General features: G+C 71.8%; 15 protein-coding genes. 8 read left to right on the plus strand and 7 right to left on the minus strand.

The features are described 5' to 3' along the window. The first annotated feature begins 1 nt into the window (after position 1). From CJ226_RS06285 to CJ226_RS06295, 3 genes are read left to right on the plus strand one after another with little or no spacing between them, the layout of a single operon-like run. The gene (locus CJ226_RS06285) at positions 2 to 802 is read left to right on the plus strand and encodes a putative hydro-lyase (protein ID WP_062633051.1); all 801 of its coding nucleotides are present in this window, start codon (positions 2 to 4) and stop codon (positions 800 to 802) included. Next, on the plus strand, positions 802 to 2,352 hold the full coding sequence (locus CJ226_RS06290; protein WP_062633049.1) for an urea amidolyase family protein: 1,551 nt from the start codon (positions 802 to 804) through the stop codon (positions 2,350 to 2,352). Before CJ226_RS06285 ends, CJ226_RS06290 begins: the two co-directional genes overlap by 1 nt. Beyond that, positions 2,349 to 4,064, plus strand: coding sequence for a biotin carboxylase N-terminal domain-containing protein (locus tag CJ226_RS06295; RefSeq protein WP_102208660.1), 1,716 nt, complete (start codon positions 2,349 to 2,351; stop codon positions 4,062 to 4,064). Before CJ226_RS06290 ends, CJ226_RS06295 begins: the two co-directional genes overlap by 4 nt. Positions 4,065 to 4,764: 700 nt before the next feature. Here CJ226_RS06295 and CJ226_RS06300 read toward each other — a convergent pair. Then, positions 4,765 to 6,120, minus strand: a complete 1,356-nt coding sequence (locus CJ226_RS06300; protein ID WP_102208661.1) for a uracil-xanthine permease family protein — start codon at positions 6,118 to 6,120, stop codon at positions 4,765 to 4,767. Positions 6,121 to 6,220: 100 nt separating this feature from the next. Continuing rightward, the gene (locus tag CJ226_RS06305) at positions 6,221 to 7,096 is read right to left on the minus strand and encodes a phosphoribosylaminoimidazolesuccinocarboxamide synthase (protein ID WP_102208662.1); all 876 of its coding nucleotides are present in this window, start codon (positions 7,094 to 7,096) and stop codon (positions 6,221 to 6,223) included. 188 nt (positions 7,097 to 7,284) lie between these two features. Between CJ226_RS06305 and CJ226_RS06310 the strand changes: the two genes are divergently transcribed. The 4 genes from CJ226_RS06310 to CJ226_RS06325 all read left to right on the plus strand — a co-directional run bounded on the left by CJ226_RS06310 (position 7,285) and on the right by CJ226_RS06325 (position 11,803). Continuing rightward, positions 7,285 to 7,917 (plus strand): PadR family transcriptional regulator, encoded by a 633-nt coding sequence (locus CJ226_RS06310; protein WP_308409680.1) that lies wholly within the window; start codon positions 7,285 to 7,287, stop codon positions 7,915 to 7,917. Further along, entirely contained in the window at positions 7,914 to 9,446 is a 1,533-nt protein-coding gene (locus tag CJ226_RS06315) for a DHA2 family efflux MFS transporter permease subunit (RefSeq protein ID WP_102208664.1), read from the plus strand. The genes CJ226_RS06310 and CJ226_RS06315 overlap by 4 nt, the downstream gene beginning before the upstream one ends. A gap of 147 nt (positions 9,447 to 9,593) precedes the next feature. After that, positions 9,594 to 11,078: an amino acid ABC transporter substrate-binding protein/permease gene (locus CJ226_RS06320; protein ID WP_102208665.1), complete on the plus strand. Its 1,485-nt coding sequence runs from the start codon at positions 9,594 to 9,596 to the stop codon at positions 11,076 to 11,078. After that, positions 11,075 to 11,803 carry an amino acid ABC transporter ATP-binding protein gene (locus CJ226_RS06325; protein WP_062766131.1) on the plus strand — a complete coding sequence of 243 codons (729 nt, stop codon included), beginning with the start codon at positions 11,075 to 11,077 and terminating at the stop codon, positions 11,801 to 11,803. The genes CJ226_RS06320 and CJ226_RS06325 overlap by 4 nt, the downstream gene beginning before the upstream one ends. A 155-nt stretch (positions 11,804 to 11,958) precedes the next feature. Here the strand turns inward: CJ226_RS06325 and purD are convergent, their stop codons facing one another. Beyond that, positions 11,959 to 13,236 carry a phosphoribosylamine--glycine ligase gene (purD, locus tag CJ226_RS06330; protein ID WP_102208666.1) on the minus strand — a complete coding sequence of 426 codons (1,278 nt, stop codon included), beginning with the start codon at positions 13,234 to 13,236 and terminating at the stop codon, positions 11,959 to 11,961. Positions 13,237 to 13,283: 47 nt separating this feature from the next. Then, entirely contained in the window at positions 13,284 to 13,958 is a 675-nt protein-coding gene (locus CJ226_RS06335; protein ID WP_062766139.1) for a CoA pyrophosphatase, read from the minus strand. Between the two features lie 49 nt (positions 13,959 to 14,007). On the opposite strand from CJ226_RS06335, the gene CJ226_RS06340 reads away from it, so the two are divergent. Then, positions 14,008 to 14,376, plus strand: a complete 369-nt coding sequence (locus CJ226_RS06340) for a sterol carrier family protein (protein WP_062637418.1) — start codon at positions 14,008 to 14,010, stop codon at positions 14,374 to 14,376. Here CJ226_RS06340 and CJ226_RS06345 read toward each other — a convergent pair. Genes CJ226_RS06345 through CJ226_RS06355 form a run of 3 tightly spaced genes read right to left on the minus strand, consistent with a single transcriptional unit; the run spans position 14,373 to position 17,322 of the window. After that, entirely contained in the window at positions 14,373 to 15,146 is a 774-nt protein-coding gene (locus CJ226_RS06345; protein ID WP_257996542.1) for a heme ABC transporter ATP-binding protein, read from the minus strand. The two genes, CJ226_RS06340 and CJ226_RS06345, sit on opposite strands and share 4 nt — an antisense overlap. After that, positions 15,143 to 16,216 (minus strand): iron ABC transporter permease, encoded by a 1,074-nt coding sequence (locus CJ226_RS06350; RefSeq protein ID WP_102208668.1) that lies wholly within the window; start codon positions 16,214 to 16,216, stop codon positions 15,143 to 15,145. The genes CJ226_RS06345 and CJ226_RS06350 overlap by 4 nt, the downstream gene beginning before the upstream one ends. Further along, complete coding sequence (locus tag CJ226_RS06355) at positions 16,213 to 17,322, minus strand: hemin ABC transporter substrate-binding protein (RefSeq protein ID WP_102208669.1); 1,110 nt, start codon at positions 17,320 to 17,322, stop codon at positions 16,213 to 16,215. The genes CJ226_RS06350 and CJ226_RS06355 overlap by 4 nt, the downstream gene beginning before the upstream one ends. Positions 17,323 to 17,474: the final 152 nt, after the last annotated feature.

Here is a 17,474-nt window from a genome sequence, read left to right on the forward strand (position 1 = left end):
CATGGCCGTGCTCGCGACTCCCGCCCAGCTCGCCGACGCCCGCGCCGCTCGTGCGGCGCACCGCGCCGGCCACTCCGTCCCGACCAGCGGCGTCGCGCCGGGGCTGACCCAGGCGAACCTCATCGCGGTGCCCGCGGACTGGGCCTTCGAGACCCTCCTCTACGCGCAGCGCAACCCGAAGCCCTGCCCCGTCCTCGAGGTGATCGAGCAGGGGGAGGTCGAGTCGCGGCTCGCGCCGGGCAGCGACATCCGGACCGACATCGGGCGGTACCGCATCTGGCGGGACGGCGAGCTCGTGGAGGAGGTGTCCGACGCGACGGCGGCGTGGGACGAGCATCCCGACCTCGTCGCCTTCCTCATCGGCTGCAGCTTCACGTTCGAGACGGGGCTCGTCGAGGCCGGGATCCCGATCCGTCATCAGGAGCTCGGACGCAACGTGCCGATGTACCGCACGGCGGTGGACTGCACCCCGGCCGGACGGCTGCGCGGCGAGATGGTGGTCTCGATGCGTCCGATCCCCGCGGATCGCGTGGCGGATGCCGTGCAGATCTCCGGGCGCACCCCGGCGGTGCACGGTGCGCCCGTGCACATCGGCGACCCGGCGTCGCTCGGTATCGCTGATGTGATGGCGCCGGACTTCGGGGACGCCCCCGAGATCCGCCCTGGCGAGATCCCCGTGTTCTGGGCGTGCGGCGTGACCCCGCAGGCGGCGATCATGGCGTCGAAGCCGCCGTTCGCCGTCACCCATGCCCCGGGCTACATGTTCGTCACCGATGTGCCGGATGCGGAGTACCGGGTCTGATGCGCATCCTCACGGCCTCCGACAGCGCGCTGCTCGTCGAGGCGGACGACCTCGAGCAGGCCATGCGGCTGAACCTCGCATGGAGCGACGTGCCTGGTGTCCGGGAGCGCATCCCCGGAGCCCGTACCGTGCTCGTGCGCTTCGACCCGCACCGCACCTCGGCTGCTGCGCTCGCCGAGGTGCTCGCCGCGACCGAGGTCGACGCCGCGGCGCTGCCCGACGCGGGCGAGGTCACCATCCCGGTCCGCTACGACGGGGAGGATCTGGACGAGGCGGCCGCGCTCCTCGACGTCTCGGCGGAGGAACTGGTGGCCCGTCACCTCGCCGCCGACTGGCGCGTGGCCTTCTCCGGCTTCGCTCCCGGCTTCGGCTATGCCGTGAGCGGCGACCCCCTCTTCGACGTGCCGCGGCGGTCGTCGCCCCGCACCCGGGTGCCCGCCGGTTCCGTCGCCCTCGCCGGGGCGTTCAGTGGCGTGTATCCGCGGGAGAGCCCCGGCGGCTGGCAGCTCATCGGCCGGACCCCCCTGGAGATGTGGGACATCGACCGCGACCCGCCGGCTCTGCTCGCACCGGGCCGCCGCGTGCGCTTCGTGCGTGCGGAGCGGGAGTCGGTCGCGGCGTCGCCGGCATCGGCCGACGCGACGCGGGTCGCCCGTCGCGGGGACGGTCCGGCGGTCGAGGTCGTGCGACCGTCGCTGCAGCTCCTCGTGCAGGACGCGGGACGCCCCGGTTTCGCGGCGCTGGGCGTCTCGGCCTCCGGCGTCGCCGATCGGGTCGCGATGCACGCGGCGAACCGGGCCGTGGGCAACACGCCGGCGGCGGCTGTGCTGGAGAGCGTCGGTGGGGCCGTGCTGCGCTTCCACGGCGCAGGTGTGGCCGCCGTCACCGGGGCCACGGGCTCGCTCACGCTCACCGACGCCGACGGCATCGAGCGCACGCTCCTCCCCGGCGTGCCGTTCGCGACCGTCGACGGCGACGAGCTCACGCTGGGCCCTCCCGAGCGCGGTCTCCGGTCCGTGATCGCCGTCCGCGGCGGCTTCGCTCCGGCGGCGGCGCTCGACAGCCGCGCGACCGACACGCTCGCCGGGCTGGGTCCCGCGCCGTTGGCCGCCGGCGATCTCCTTCCGATCGGGGCTGCCGCCGTGGCCGCCGTGGAGCCGGATCCGGTGCCGCGCCCCCTTCCCGCAGCCGGGGAGCTGGTCACGCTGGAGATCACGCTCGGGCCCCGCGACGACTGGTTCACCGCTGCCGGCATCGACGCGCTCACCGGGCAGGAGTGGACGGTCACGCCGCGCTCCGACCGTGTGGGCATCCGGCTGCACGGCGACGTGCCCCTGGAACGCGCGGTCGGCGGCGAGCTGCCGAGCGAAGGCGCCGTGACCGGGGCCATCCAGGTGCCGCCGGACGGCCAGCCCGTGCTCTTCCTCCCCGATCATCCGCTCACCGGCGGCTATCCCATCATCGGTGCCCTCACCGACCGCAGCCTCGACCTCGCCGCTCAGCTTCCGCCGGGCGTGCGGGTGCGCTTCACCGTCAAGGAGACCTCATGACCTCTGTGCTGATCGCCAACCGCGGCGAGATCGCGGTCCGCGTGATCCGCGCGTGCGCCGAGGCCGGCTACACGTCGGTCGCCGTCTACGCCGATCAGGACGCGGATGCCCTGCACGTGCGGCTCGCGGACGAGGCGATCGGCCTGGGCGGCGACACCGCGGCGACGACGTACCTGTCCATCGAGGCGCTGATCGACGCGGCTCGCCGCAGCGGCGCCGACGCCGTGCACCCCGGCTACGGCTTCCTGTCCGAGAGTGCCGCCTTCGCGCGGGCCGTCGAAGACGCCGGACTCGTCTGGATCGGGCCGTCGCCGGAGAGCATCGACGCGCTCGGCGACAAGATGACCGCGCGCCGGATCGCGCAGCGCGTCGGCGCCCCGCTCGCCGCGGGCACGGATCATCCGCTGTCCGGGCCGCAGGAGGCGGTGGCGTTCGCCGAGGAGCACGGTCTGCCCATCGCGATCAAGGCCGCGTTCGGCGGCGGAGGCCGAGGGCTCAAGGTCGTCCGCAAGCTGTCGGAGGTCGCCGACGCGTTCGACGCGGCCACCCGCGAGGCGACCGCCGCGTTCGGCCGCGGGGAGTGCTTCGTGGAGCGCTTCCTGGAGAGCCCGCGGCACATCGAGGTGCAGGTGCTCGGCGACGGGCGCGGCGGCGTGGTCGTCGTGGGCGACCGCGACTGCTCGATGCAGCGCCGCAACCAGAAGCTCATCGAGGAGGCTCCTGCGCCCGGTCTCACGGCGGCGCAGCGGACGGCGTTCCATGACGCGGCCCGGGCGATCTGCGCCGAGGTGCAGTACCGCGGCGCCGGCACGGTCGAGTTCCTCCTCGCCGCGGACGGCACGATCTCGTTCCTCGAGGTGAACACCCGGCTGCAGGTGGAGCACCCCGTGACCGAGGAGGTGACCGGGACCGACCTCGTCCGCGAGCAGTTCCGCATCGCGTTCGGCGAGGGGCCGTCGTTCACCGAGACCCCGGCGCCGACCGGGCATGCGTTCGAGTTCCGCATCAACGCCGAAGACCCCGGCCGCGGGTTCCTGCCCAGCCCCGGACGGGTGGACGGCCTGCGCATCCCCGGTGGACCCGGCGTGCGGTGGGACAGCGGCATCGAGGCCGGAGACACCGTGCAGCCCGCGTTCGACTCGATGATCGCGAAGCTCATCGTGCACGCGGACACCCGGGACGCGGCTCTCGTCCGTGCGCGTCGGGCCCTGCGGGAGCTCGCCGTCGAGGGTCCGGCGACCGTGATCCCGTTCGACCTCCGCGCCATCGACGACCCCGCGTTCGCGACCGCGACCTTCGCCGTGCACACCCAGTGGATCGAGACCGTGCTGCTCCCGGCACTGGAGGCGCAGCCACGCCCCGCAGTCGCCCCGGTCTCCGGACTGCAGCGGTTCCCGGTGGAGATCGACGGCCGCCGCGTGATGCTCGGTCTGCCCGCGGAGCTGCTGGCGGGCATGGGCCGTCCGGCGGGAGAGGTCACGGCACCCGTGCCGTCGGCGGACCCCTCCGAGCTCCGGGCCCCCGCGCCGGGCACGCTCGTACGGTGGCTCGTCGATGACGGGGCCGTGGTGGCCGAGGGAGACCCGGTGGCCGTGCTCGACGCGATGAAGATGGAGACCACGGTCACCGCACACCGCGCCGGCACCCTCACCCCGCGCGCCGACACCGGCGCGACCCTCGCCGCCGACGCCCTCCTCGCCACGATCGCCTGACCCGTCCCGTCCCCTCCCGTCCCGTCCCCCTCCCGTCCCCTCCCGTCCCGTCCCGCCCCTCCGCGTGCGGAGTGCAAAAACGCCCCTCCCGCACCCCTCAGACGCCCCTTTCCGATCCCACACGCTCTGATCCCGGCAGCGCCCCCGCGTGCGAGTGCGATGACGTTCCTTCCCCGCGCCGGGCACGCCCCTTTCTGATCCCGTACCCTCTGACCCCGGCAGCGTCCTTGCGTGCGAGTGCGAATACGTTCCTCCCATGTACCGGGCACGCCCGTTTCTGATCCCGCTGTACCGGGCACGCCCGTTTCTGATCCCGCGCCCTCTGACCCCGGAACGTCTCCCGCGTGCGAGCGCGAACACGCCCCTCCCGCTCGCTAGGGAGGAGCCTTTTCGACCCCGCACCGTGGGGCCGGACTCGCGCGCGCCGCGTGGGCCGGATGTTCCTGTCTGGAGAGTGCAAAACTGGCCCTCCCGCAGCCCGGGAGGGCCCCATTTCGATCTCCACGCGACTCGGCCGGCCAAGGCCGAGCGAGTGCGAAAACGCCCCCTCCTCGTGAGAGGAAGGGGCGTTTTCCATCCGGACCGTGATGTCCCGGGCTCGCGCACCCCTCCGGCACCCGGAGCGAGTGCGAAAACGGGCCTCCGCGGGGTGCGGGAGGGGCGAAAACCGTCCCGCACGCTTCAGGGGGCGGGGCGGAACCTACGCGGGGTCGCCGCCGAGGGGGCCGACGGGCTCGAGAGGCTTCGGGTCGTCGGCACCGGTCTTCCGCGCGCGGGCGATGAGGTTGCCCAGGTGGTAGATGAGCAGCGCCGCGACCGTCCCCAGCACGATCCCGCCGAAGGCGAAGTCGCCGAGCTGCATCGTGAACCCGGCGATGCCGATCACGAGGGACACCGCCGCGGTGTATTGGTTGACCGGACGCGAGAAGTCGACGCGGCTGTCGACCCAGATCTTGATGCCGATGATGCCGATGAGGCCGTAGAGCGCCGTCGTCGCCCCGCCGAGCACACCCGCGGGGATCGAGTTGAACACCTCGCCGACCTTGGGCGAGAACGCCAGGAGGATCGCGAACAGACCCGCCACCCAGTACACGGCGGTGGAGTACACGCGGGTCGCGGCCATGACGCCGATGTTCTCGCCGTAGGTCGTGGTGCCCGAGCCGCCGAAGCCGCCGGCGATGGTCGTGGCGACACCGTCGGCGATGAGGGCGCGACCGGTGTGGCGGTTGATCGCGGGGTCTTCCGTCATGGTCGCGACGCCGCGCACGTGACCGACGTTCTCCGCGATGAGCACGAGCACGACGGGCAGGAACATCGCGATGGTCGACCAGGTGCCGGGCTCCACGAAGTCCGGGAACTGGAAGTGCGGGAGACCGATCCAGGGGGCGTCCGCGATGAGCTCGGCGGGGGTCTTGTCGCCACGGAGCGGGTTGGGCACCTCGAACGAGCCGTTGAAGGCGGCCCAGATGAAGCCGACGGCGACGCCGAGGAAGATCGAGATGCGGCCGAGGAAGCCGCGGAAGAGCACGGCGAAGAGGATGATCGCGACGAGGGTGATGGTGGCGGTCGCGGGGTCGAGCGCGAAGTTGCTCCAGGCGGTGGGCGCGAGGTTGAAGCCGATGAGCGCGACGATGGCGCCGGCGACGACCGGGGGCATCAGGGCATCGACCCAGCGGAGGCCGACGAACTGCACGACGAGTCCGACGACCGCGAGGAGCACGCCCACGGCGACCACGCCCGCGAGGGCCGAGCCGGTTCCGCCCGCAGCGACGGCCGCGGTGATGGGGGCGATGAAGGCGAACGAGGAGCCGAGGTAGCTCGGCAGCTGGTTCTTCGTGATGAGGAGGAAGAGCAGCGTGCCGATGCCGCTGAAGAGCAGGGTCGTCGACACCGGGAAGCCGGTGAGCGTCGGCACGAGGAACGTGGCGCCGAACATCGCGACGACGTGCTGCGCGCCGATCGCGATGGTCGCGGGCCAGGACAGACGTTCCTTGGGGGTGACGACAGCGCCGGGCTCGACGGTGCGGCCGTTTCCGTGCAGCTTCCACAAAGCCATGCGGGCTCCTCAGGGTTCGGGATCGGGGGCGGAGTGCTGGAGCAACACTACCGATTCCTGAGTTTTCCCTGTGCGCCCGGAGGCGGCGGGGAGCGCGGCGTCAGGCGCCGAGGCGGTCGATGAGCTCTCGGTAGCGGGCGGCCGTCCGCGCCACGACCTCCTCGGGCAGCACGGGAGGCTCGCCCTGCTTGTCCCAGTTCGCCGCGAGCCAGTCGCGCACGATCTGCTTGTCGAAGCTCGCCATCCGCTCCGCCGGGGTCGACCCCGTGCGCCAGGCCTCGGCGTCCCAGTACCGGGAGGAGTCGCTCGTGAGGACCTCGTCGGCGAGGCGGAGGGTGCCGTCGGCGTCGGTCCCGAACTCGAACTTCGTGTCGGCGAGGATGAGGCCCTTCTCCTCGGCGATGGCCGCGGCCCGACGGTAGGTCGCGAGCGAGGCGTCGCGGAGCTCGGCCGCCCGGTCCGCCCCGACGAGCTCGACGACGCGGTCGAACGTGATGTTCTCGTCGTGTTCGCCCATCGGCGCCTTGTAGGCCGGGGTGAACAGCGGCTCGGGCAGGCGGTCGCCGTTCTGCAAACCTGCCGGCAGGGCGATGCCGCATACGGTGCCGTGTTCCTGGTACTCGGCCCAGCCGGAGCCGGTGATGTACCCGCGCACGACGCATTCGATCGGCAGCATCTCGAGCGACTGGGCGAGCATGGCGCGATCGGCCACCTCCTCCGGCAAGTCGCCGTCCGTGAGGTGGTTCGGCACGTCGAGCTGGGCGAACCACCAGCGGCTGAGGCGCGTCAGCAGGGCGCCCTTGTCGGTGATGCCGGGGGAGAGCACGACGTCGAAGGCGCTGACCCGGTCGGATGCGACGACGAGGATGCGGGTGTCGGCCGGGTCCTCCGAGGCGTAGAGGTCGCGGACCTTTCCGGAGTAGAGGTGTCGCCACCCGGGGATGGCCTGCGCGTTTCCTGCGGACGGTGTGCTCACCCGCCCATTATCCCGGTGATGCGTGTTCTTCCGCGCCGAGACCCCGCGTTCACGTCGAGACCCCGGGGTGTGCGCGTCGCGACCCCGGGGTCTCGGCGGAAAACCGGGGTCTCGGCGGAGGAAGGGCGGGTGTATAGTCCATGTGGACTATACGTGCGGGGCGACAGAGCAGGGGACGGGGGAGGGGCGTGGGGAAGAGCAGGGATGTGGTGGCGGGACTCACGCCGCTCGGGGTGATGGTGCTCGCGCTGCTCCGCGAGAGTGACATGCACCCGTATGAGATGGTGCGCCTGCTCCGCGCGCGTCACGACGACCGGCTCATCACCGTCACCAACGGCACGCTGTACCACACGGTCGCCCGGCTCCAGCGGGCCGGTCTGCTCGACGAGGTCGGCACGGATCGTGAGGGCAACCGACCGGAACGCACGACCTATACCCTCACCGACGCCGGCCGGGAGGCGGTGGTCGCGTGGGTGCGTCGCTCCCTCCCGCGCATCGACCGCGAGACCGACGCCCGCGTCGCGCTCGCCGAGTCGCACAACCTCGACCGCGACGACGCCGTCGCGCTGCTGCAGGAGCGCCGGGAGGCCCTCGTCGCCTCGTACGCGCTTCACCACGACGGCCTCGCCGCCGCCCGTACCAAGGGCGTCCCGCCGCAGGTCCTCGTGGAGATCGAACGGCAGGAGGCGCTGCTCGACGCGGAGCTCCGCTGGCTCGACTCCCTCCTCACCCGCCTCGACGGCGACGAGCTCCGCTGGGGCCCGGACGCCTTCGACGACACCGACCGCTACCGCGCCCAGCGAAAGGCTGCACAGCAATGACCGATTCCCGCCAGACCTCGGGGCCCGAGACGGGGCCCTTCGCCGCCGGTCACGCGCCGAAGAGCCCGTGGCCCGCGCTGTGGGCGCTCGTCATCGGGTTCTTCATGATCCTCGTCGACACCACGATCGTGTCCGTCGCGAACCCGGCGATCAAGGCCGCCCTCGACCCCGACACGAACAACCTCGACAACGTCGTGTGGGTCACCAGCGCCTACCTCCTCGCCTACGCCGTGCCGCTGCTCATCACGGGACGACTCGGCGACCGCTTCGGTCCGAAGAACATCTACCTCATCGGGCTCGCGGTCTTCACCCTCGCCTCGCTCTGGTGCGGACTGTCGACGACGCTCGAGGGCCTGATCGCGGCCCGGGCGGTGCAGGGGCTCGGCGCCGCGTTCATGACGCCGCAGACCATGGCCGTCATCACCCGCACCTTCCCGCCGAACCGCCGCGGCGCGGCGATGGGCCTCTGGGGCGCCACGGCCGGCGTCGCCACTCTCGTCGGCCCCCTCGCGGGCGGTCTGCTCGTCGACGGCTTCGGGTGGGAGTGGATCTTCTTCGTCAACCTCCCGGTCGGCGTCGTCGCCTTCGTGCTCGCCTGGATCCTCGTGCCGAAGCTGAAGACCCACCCGCACCGGTTCGACCTCGTCGGCGTCGTCCTCAGCGCCGTCGCGCTGTTCCTCATCGTCTTCGGGCTGCAGGAGGGCGAGAAGTACGACTGGGGGACCATCGCGGGACCGATCTCGGTCTGGGGCCTCATCATCGCCGGCGTCGTGGTGCTCGCGCTCTTCATCGTGCAGCAGGCGCGCACCCGCAGCGAACCCCTCGTGCCCCTCGCCCTCTTCCGCGACCGGAACTTCTCCGGCGCGAACGTGGCGATCGCGGCGGTCGGCTTCACGGTCACGAGCATGTCGCTGCCGATGATGTTCTTCCTGCAGACCGCGCGCGGGCTCACCCCGACCGAGGCCGCGATGCTGCTCATCCCGATGGCGGTGCTGTCGGGGGTGCTCGCCCCGGTCGCCGGGAAGATCCTGGACCGCGTCGACCCGCGCATCATCCTCGTCCCCGGTCTGCTCTGCGTCGCGGGTGCCCTGGTCTGGTACTCCGCCCTGACCACGATGGACACCCCGATCCTGATGTTCCTGCTGCCGTCCGCGCTCATGGGCATCGGCAACGCGGGCATGTGGGGGCCGCTGGCGACCACGGCCACGCGCAAGCTGCCGCCGCGACAGGCCGGTGCCGGCGCGGGCATCTACAACACCACCCGCACCATCGGCTCGGTCATCGGCTCCGCCTCGATCGCCGCGTTCATGCAGTCGCGGCTGGAGGCGAACCTCCCCGGTCTGGCCGACGCTCCGGCCGGCACGGGCGACGGCGCGCTGCCGCCGCAGATCGCCGAGGGCTTCGCGGCCGGCATGTCCCAGACCCTGCTGCTGCCCGCCGGTGTGATCCTCGTCGCGCTGGTCGCCTCGCTGTTCATCCGTGGGCAGGATCGGAAGGACGAGGCCGTCGCCGCGACCCCTCCGTCGTGACCGCGATGACCCCGACACGCCGGTATCCACGCGGGATCCGGCGGCGTTCGGGGTCGCGCCGAGATTCCGGTGCGCGGGAGGAGCGGGGTTAGGGTGGATGGTCGGCGGCCGCCGGGCCGCCCTTCCGAACCCCGAGGAGCACTCGACGTGAGCCGCTATCCATCCTCTCCGCCGAGCCGTCTGCGGCGGTTCGGCCGCACCGCCGGCGCGACTGCTCTCGCCGCGCTCGTCGCCGCCGGGGCGCTGCTCGCCGGAGCCGCGCCCGCCACTGCGGCCGACGACGGCGAGACCTACGTCATCGGCACCGACACGACCTTCGCGCCGTTCGAGTTCACGAACGAGTCCGGCGACCTGGTCGGCATCGACATGGACCTCCTGCGTGCGATCGCGGAAGACCAGGGCTTCGACGTGGAGATCCGCCAGCTCGGCTTCGACGCCGCGGTGCAGGCGCTGCAGTCGAACCAGGTCGACGCCGTCATGGCCGGCATGTCGATCACCGAGGAGCGCCAGCAGACCTTCGACTTCAGCGACCCGTACTTCACCAGCGGGGTGCAGCTCGGGGTGCTCGAGTCCAGCGACATCGAGTCGCTCGACGACCTCGACGGCAAGACCGTCGCGGTGAAGACCGGCACCCAGGGGCAGACCTTCGCCGAGGAGAACGCCGACGAGTACGGCTTCCGGATCACGCCCTACCAGGACACGACCGACATGGTCGATGCGGTGAAGGCCGGACAGGCCGTCGGCTACTTCGAAGACTTCCCCGTGCTCGCCTACGGCATCCAGCAGGGGTCGGGCTTCCGTCTCGTCGGCGAGCCCGCGCTCGGCGGCGAGTACGGCTTCGCGGTGAACAAGGGCGAGAACGCCGAGCTTCTGGAGATGTTCAACGCCGGCCTCGCCAACCTGCAGGACTCCGGCGCGTACGACGAGATCGTGGACACCTACCTCGCGACGGGTGACGACGCGCAGGAGGCGCAGCCCACCGACATCATCTCGGTCGCGGTGAAGTACTGGCCGGCCCTCATGCAGGGGCTTTGGCTCACGATCCTCGCCACGATCGTCGCGGTGATCGCGGCCTTCATCCTCGGCGTCATCTTCGGGTTCGGGCGCCTGTCGAAGTTCGCGCCGTTCCGCTGGATCGCGACGGCCTACGTCTACGTCTTCCGCGGGACCCCGATCCTGATCCAGGCGTTCTTCGTGTTCTTCGCCATCCCGCAGCTCATCCCCGACCTGAAGTTCGACCCGTTCGTGGCCGGTGCGATCACCCTGTCGCTGAACACCGGTGCGTATATGACGGAGATCATCCGCGGCGGCATCCAGGCCGTCGACCCCGGTCAGGCGGAGGCGTCGCGCTCGCTCGGCCTCAGCCACTGGAAGACCATGCGCAAGGTCGTGCTGCCGCAGGCGTTCCGGATCATGATCCCGTCGTTCGTGAACCAGGGCATCATCACGCTGAAGGACACCTCGCTCATCAGCGTCATCGGTCTCGCCGAGCTGACGTTCGTCTCGCGTCAGATCATCGCCTCGACGTATCTCTCGGCGCAGGTGCTGACGATCGTCGCCATCATCTACTTCGTCGTGATCACGCTGCTGACGCTGCTCGCGAACCGCCTGGAGAGGAAGGCCAACGCATGAGCAAGATCGAGGTCAGGGACCTGCACAAGTCGTTCGGCGACAACGAGGTGCTCAAGGGCATCGACCTCACGGTCGAGGACGGTGAGGTCATCGCCGTGATCGGCCCCTCCGGCTCCGGCAAGTCGACGCTGCTGCGCTGCCTCAACAAGCTCGAGGAGCCGACGTCGGGGCACGTGATCATCGACGGGGTCGACCTCACCGACAAGAGCGTGAAGCTGGACGAGGTGCGCCAGCGCATCGGCATGGTGTTCCAGCACTTCAACCTGTTCCCGCACATGACCGTGCTGGAGAACATCACGCTCGCCCCGGTCGAGCTCGGCCGCATGACGAAGGTCGAGGCCCGCGACCGCGCCCGGTCGCTGCTCGAGCGCGTCGGCCTGTCGGAGAAGGCGGACGCGAAGCCCGCGTCGCTCTCCGGCGGTCAGAAGCAGCGCGTGGCCATCGCCCGTGCGCTCGCGATGGACCCGGAGATCATGCTGTTCGACGAGGCCACCAGCGCCCTCGACCCGGAGATGGTCGGCGAGGTGCTGCAGGTCATCCGCGACCTCGCCGAGGGCGGCATGACCATGGTGCTCGTGACCCACGAGATGGGCTTCGCACGCGAGGTGTCCGACCGCACGGTCTTCATGGACGGCGGCGTCGTGGTCGAGGAGGGCACTCCCGCCGACCTGTTCGGCGCCCCCAAGAACGAGCGCCTCCAGGACTTCCTGTCCAAGGTTCTCTGACCCCGTTCGAGTCGCTCAAATGGCTGCATCCCCGGTCGGGATGCAGCCATTTGCGCTACTTCAACGGGGACGGTCGCCGACGGTCCCGGGCTTCGAGTCGCTTGAATGGCTGCATTTCCGGTCGGGATGCAGCCATTTGCGCTACTCGAAGTGGGTCAGTCAGCGACGCGGGCAGCGATGTCGGTGCGGTGGTGGGAGCCCTCGAGGCGGATGCGGCCGAGGGCGTCGTAGGCGCGGTCGCGGGCGGTGCGGAAGTCCGGGGCCACGGCGACGACGTTCAGCACACGGCCACCCGTCGCGATGAGCGAACCCCCCGGGGCGTCGGGGCTCGCGGTCGCGGCGTGCACCAGGCGGACGCCCTCCACGGCGGCGGCCTCGTCCAGACCCTCGATCGGGCGCCCGGTCTGCGGCGCCTCCGGGTATCCCTCGCTCGCCAGGACCACGGTGATCGCGACCTCATCGCGGAACACGGGCTCCGGCTGGTCCTCGAGCGTGCCGGAGGCGGCGGCGAAGAGGAGCTGGGACAGCGGGGTCTCCAGTCGCGGCAGCACCACCTGGGTCTCCGGGTCGCCGAAGCGCGCGTTGAACTCGATCACGCGCACGCCCTGCGGGGTGAGGATGAGCCCGGCGTAGAGGAGGCCGATGAACGGGGTCCCCTCCGCGTCGAGCTGCCGGACGACCGGGAGGGCGACGTCGCGGGTGACCTCTTCCACGAACGCCTGCTCGCTGCCGAACCGCTCCGCGAGCCAGGGCAGCGGGGAGTACGCCCCCATGCCGCCGGTGTTGGGGCCGGCATCGCCGTCGAGGGCCCGCTTGAAGTCCTGTGCCGGGCTGAGTGCGCGCACGGTGTCGCCGTCGCTGAGGAAGAACAGCGAGACCTCGGGGCCGGACAGGAACTCCTCGACGAGGACGGGGCCGGCCGGGAGGTACTGCTCCGCGTGGGCCATGGCCTCGGCGCGGTCGGAGGTGACGATAACGCCCTTGCCGGCGGCGAGCCCATCGGCCTTGACGACGTAGGGGGCGCCGAGGTCGTCGAACGCGGCCTCGACCTCGGCGACCGTGGCGGCGCGGACCGCGCGGCCCGTCGGCACACCGGCGGCGTCCATGACTCGCTTGGCGAAGGCCTTGGAGCCCTCGAGCTGCGCGGCGGCCTTGCCCGGCCCGAAGACGGGGATGCCGCGGCCGCGGAGCTCGTCCGCGACGCCCGCCACGAGAGGGGCCTCCGGGCCGATGACGACGAGGTCGACCGCGTGCTCGTTCGCGAAGGCCGTCACCGCGGCGCCGTCGAGCGGGTCGAGGGCGACGGGTGTCGCGTCCTGCGCGATGCCGGCGTTGCCGGGGGCGACGAGGATCTCGTGCGCGGGGGACTCGGCGCGCAGCGCCAGGATGATCGCGTGCTCACGGGCACCGGAACCGAGGACGAGGATCTTCACCCGTCCAGCCTATCGAGGCCCGTGCGCGGGGTTTCGGTGGGTCCCCGTCAGAGCTCGATGGGACGCTCGTCCGCCGTATCCCAGGGCACGGTCCACCCGGTGGCGTCGAACAGGGCGTCGAGCACCATGGCGGTGAAGCCCCACACGATCGTGCCGTCGACGTCGAACGCGGGTCCGCGGAACGTGCGGCCGGCACGGGACAGGGTCGAGGTGAAGCGGGTCGCCGGGTCGAGGAGCTGCGCGACGGGGACGCGGAACACCTCGACGGTCTCCGCGTGGTCGACGGCGACGACGCGCGACGGCGACTGCCACCAGGCGAGGACGGGCGTGACGAGGTGGTTGCTCGCGGCGAGGGGGATCACGGGGAGCGTGGCGAGCACCTCGACTCCCGCGGGATCGAGGCCGGTCTCCTCCTCGGCCTCGCGCAGCGCCGTGGCGACCGCGTCGGCATCGGCCGCTTCGGCGCGCCCGCCGGGGAAGGAGACCTGGCCCGGATGCGAGGAGAGGGTCGGGGCGCGACGCTGCAGCAGGACGTCGAGGTCGCGCGCGACGGCCGCATCGACGGTCGGTGCGGGGATGCGGTCGAGGACGCCGAAGAGGATGAGCACCGAGGCGTCGTGGGCGCGGCCCGGATCCGCGAGCGGAGGGATCGGCACGCTCCAGGAGTGGTCGGCGGCGGCGGCGAGCAGCTCGGCGCGGGCGCCCTGGGGATGCATGCTCATGCCATCGAGCTTATGACCGGGGCCGCCGCGGCGGATCTAGGGTGGGGGGATGGCCAGGAAGATCGACATCGTCGACGGACGCGCGGCGCTCGGTGCCGTGCGCGACGCGGAGGCCGCGGGGACGAAGCCGACGCGGCCGGAGCTCGCCACCGCGGTGCGCTACCTGCTGCAGTTGCTCGACGAGAAGGCGCCGGGCAACAGCGTCGAGGTGCGCGTCCCGCCGTTCGGAGCCGTGCAGGTGATCCAGGGGCCGCGGCACACCCGTGGGACTCCGCCGAACGTGGTGGAGATGGACGCCGCCACCTGGATCGCGGTCGCGACCGGCACGGAGGCATGGGCGGACGCCGCGACGGCGGGGCGCATCCACGCCTCGGGCACGCGTGCGGATCTCACCGGAGTCCTCCCGCTGCGCCCCTAGCGGCGGGCCACGACGAGCGGCACCCCGGTATGCGGGTGCGGGAACACATCGACGGGCTGCCCGTAGACCTCCTCGATCCGTGCGGCCGTGAGGACCTCGGCCGGCGTGCCGGTGGCGGAGACCCGACCGCCCGCGAGCAGAGTGACGCGGTCGGCGTGCGCGAGCGCGGCGTTGAGGTCGTGCAGCACGACCGCGACCGCGACCCCGGCCTCCGCCCGCCTGCGAATCACCCGCATGACGTCTTCGTGATGCTTGAGGTCCAGGGCCGCCGTCGGCTCGTCGAGCAACAGGATCCCGGTGTCCTGGGCGAGCACGCGGGCCAGCGCCACCCGCGCGCGCTCACCGCCGGAGAGGGAGGGGACGGAGCGCTCCCGCAGCGCCGTGACCTCGGTCGTCGCCATCGCTGCCGCCACGGCGCTGTCGTCCTCCTCGGCGGCCGGGCTCCGCCCCCACGGCGTGCGTCCCATCCGCACGACCTGCTCGACCGTGAAGGGGAAGGTGACGGCGTTCTCCTGCAGCAGCACGGCGCGTTGCCGGGCGAGGTCGCGGGGACGGACACCCGCGACCGGACGGCCGTCGAGGAGGACGGTGCCGGACACCGGAGCGACGTCCCCCGCGAGCACGCCGAACAGGGTGGACTTGCCCGCGCCGTTCGGCCCGACGAGGGCGTGCACCTCGCCGGCGTGGATGGAGATGGCCGCGTCGTCGAGGATGGTGCGTCCGTCCCCGACGCGCACCGTGAGCCCCTGGCCCCTCAGGCGCGGGCTCACGCCCATCCTCCCGACCGCCGCCGCGTCCGCACGAGGAGCCAGAGGAAGAACGGGCCGCCCACGAGGGACGTGATCATGCCGATGGGGAGGTCCGCGAGCGGCACCGCCGTGCGCGCCACGAGGTCGGCGGCCGCGATGAGGAGCGCGCCGCCGAGGGCGGAGGCGATCACGAGCGGGAGGTGTGCGGGGCCGATCAGCATGCGCATGAGGTGGGGCACGACGAGACCCGCGAACCCGATGATCCCCGCGAAGGCCACCGCGGCGCAGACGAGCAGTGCCACCGTGACGATCACGACCATCCGCAGCAGCTCGACCGGCACGCCCAGGTGCCGGGCGGTGCGCTCGCCGAGGGCGAAGAGATCCAGACTCGGCGCCACGATCAGGGCGACGACGATCCCGATCGCAACGAGCGGCGCGACGAGCTGGATGTTCGACCAGAGGGCGCCGTTCAGCGAGCCGAGCTGCCAGAACACGATCTGCTCGCGCGTCGAGGTCGTGCCGAGGAACGTGAGGAAGGCCATGCCGGCGCCGGCGATGGCGTTGATCGCGATGCCGGTGAGCAGCAGCGTGACCACTTCGGTGCGACCGCCGGAGCGGCTCAGGAGGTAGACGGAGAAGACGGCCGCGAGACCCCCGATGAAGGCGAAGGCAGGCGTGGTCCACATGCCGAAGGTGGCCAGGCCGAACGTGATGCTGGCCGCCGCTCCGAGCGCCGCGCCGGAGGAGACGCCGACGACGCCGGCGTCCGCGAGAGGGTTGCCGAAGATGGCCTGCATGAGCACGCCGGAGACCGCGAGCGCGGCGCCGACGAGCAGGCCGAGGACCAGTCGGGGGAGACGGAGGTTGTAGATCACGCCGTCGTCGGTCGCCGCGGCCGGAGTCCCGGCGGTGTCGATGCCGAGGCCGCGCAACAGGACGTCCAGGAGCGCGGTCGGCGACAGGTCGTACTGCCCGCTCGTGATCGACGCGACGCCCGTGACGAGAAGGCCGATGACGAGGGCGATGACGACCGTCGCGAAGCGTAGTCCCCGATGCCGGGTCGGCGTCGGGGTGACGACCTCGCCGGTCACGAGGCGGGTTCCGGCGCGTACAGGGCCCGCGCGAGGGCGCTGATCACATCGGCCGACCGGGGGCCGAAGCTGAGGATCTCGGCGTCCGCCATGTCGATCACCCGCCGGTGTGCTCCTGCGGGGGTCTCGGCGATGGCGGGGATGCGTTCGATGAGCCCGTCGACGCCACCCACCGATTCCAACCCGTCCGTCATCATCACGAGCACGTCGGGCTGCGCGGCGACGAGTGCTTCCGCGGTCATCGGCTTCATGCCCTCCCAGCCGATCTCCTCCGCGACGTCGACACCGCCGACCGCATCGATGAGGGAGTCCGCCCCGGAGTCCTCACCGAAGATGTAGTACACGTTGGCGCTCCCGCGTACGTACAGGAAGAGCATGCGTGCGCGGTCCGCCGCGGCGGACGGGGTGACGTCGGCGATCTCCGCGATGGCGGCGTCGAGCTCGGCGTCGAGGCGGGCGCTGAGCGCCGTGCCGCGCGTCGGGACGCCGAGGGCCGTGGCGATCTCCGTCACGAGCGCGTCGGTGGTGTCGATCCGGCGGTCGCTGGAGATGACGACGACCGCGATGCCCGCATCCCGCAGCTGCTGGCGGACCTCCTTCGGGCCGATCGTGGTGTCGGTGAGCACGACGGTCGGGGCCAGTTCGAGGATGGCCTCCGGGTTGAGCGTGTGCCCGGTCTTGGTGACGACCGGGAGATCCTCGGTGCCGGGGAACTGCGTGGACGCGTCACGTCCGACGACCTGATCGCCGAGCCCGAGCGCGAACACCGTGGCGGCGATCGTGCCGGAGATGTCGATCGGGAGGATGCGACCGACGTCCGTGATCTCGACCTCGCGGCCTTCGCTGTCGGTCACGGTGACCGGGAGTGCCGGGGCGGTGTCGTCATCGACGGGCGCGACCGCGTGACTCGCGAGGCACGCGGTCGAGGGTCCCGTCGCTGTGCGCACGTCGGCGACCAGGTCCAGATCGGCGAGAGGAGTCGAGGCCTGCGGGCAGGCGTCGTCGGCAGGGGGTGCTGCCGACCCGGGGCTGGAGTCCGACCCGGCGCACGCGGCCAGTCCGAGGGCCAGCGCGGCGGCGAGAAGCAGGGCAGGAGCGCGTCGCATTAGGCAAGGCTATCCTAAAACTTGACGCCCTCACTGGCGCCCCTCTACGCTCGGGATCGGCGGCTTGCTTAGCCAAGCCTAACCAAAGTCCACCTTCGCCCGACTGCCGTGCGGCGCCGCAGGGCGCGCGATCGATCGCGCCCCGCGCGCCG

Origin of the sequence: Microbacterium sp. UMB0228 (genome assembly GCF_002871415.1) — a bacterium.
Taxonomy (GTDB): domain Bacteria; phylum Actinomycetota; class Actinomycetes; order Actinomycetales; family Microbacteriaceae; genus Microbacterium.

Bases quoted from the DNA above. Each gene is read 5' to 3' on its own strand.
- CJ226_RS06285 (WP_062633051.1), top strand. From the start codon at position 2: ATGGCCGTGCTCGCGACTCCCGCCCAGCTCGCCGACGCCCGCGCCGCT.
- CJ226_RS06290 (WP_062633049.1), top strand. From the start codon at position 802: ATGCGCATCCTCACGGCCTCCGACAGCGCGCTGCTCGTCGAGGCGGAC.
- CJ226_RS06295 (WP_102208660.1), top strand. From the start codon at position 2,349: ATGACCTCTGTGCTGATCGCCAACCGCGGCGAGATCGCGGTCCGCGTG.
- CJ226_RS06300 (WP_102208661.1), bottom strand. From the start codon at position 6,120: ATGGCTTTGTGGAAGCTGCACGGAAACGGCCGCACCGTCGAGCCCGGC.
- CJ226_RS06315 (WP_102208664.1), top strand. From the start codon at position 7,914: ATGACCGATTCCCGCCAGACCTCGGGGCCCGAGACGGGGCCCTTCGCC.
- CJ226_RS06325 (WP_062766131.1), top strand. From the start codon at position 11,075: ATGAGCAAGATCGAGGTCAGGGACCTGCACAAGTCGTTCGGCGACAAC.
- CJ226_RS06335 (WP_062766139.1), bottom strand. From the start codon at position 13,958: ATGAGCATGCATCCCCAGGGCGCCCGCGCCGAGCTGCTCGCCGCCGCC.
- CJ226_RS06340 (WP_062637418.1), top strand. From the start codon at position 14,008: ATGGCCAGGAAGATCGACATCGTCGACGGACGCGCGGCGCTCGGTGCC.
- CJ226_RS06355 (WP_102208669.1), bottom strand. From the start codon at position 17,322: ATGCGACGCGCTCCTGCCCTGCTTCTCGCCGCCGCGCTGGCCCTCGGA.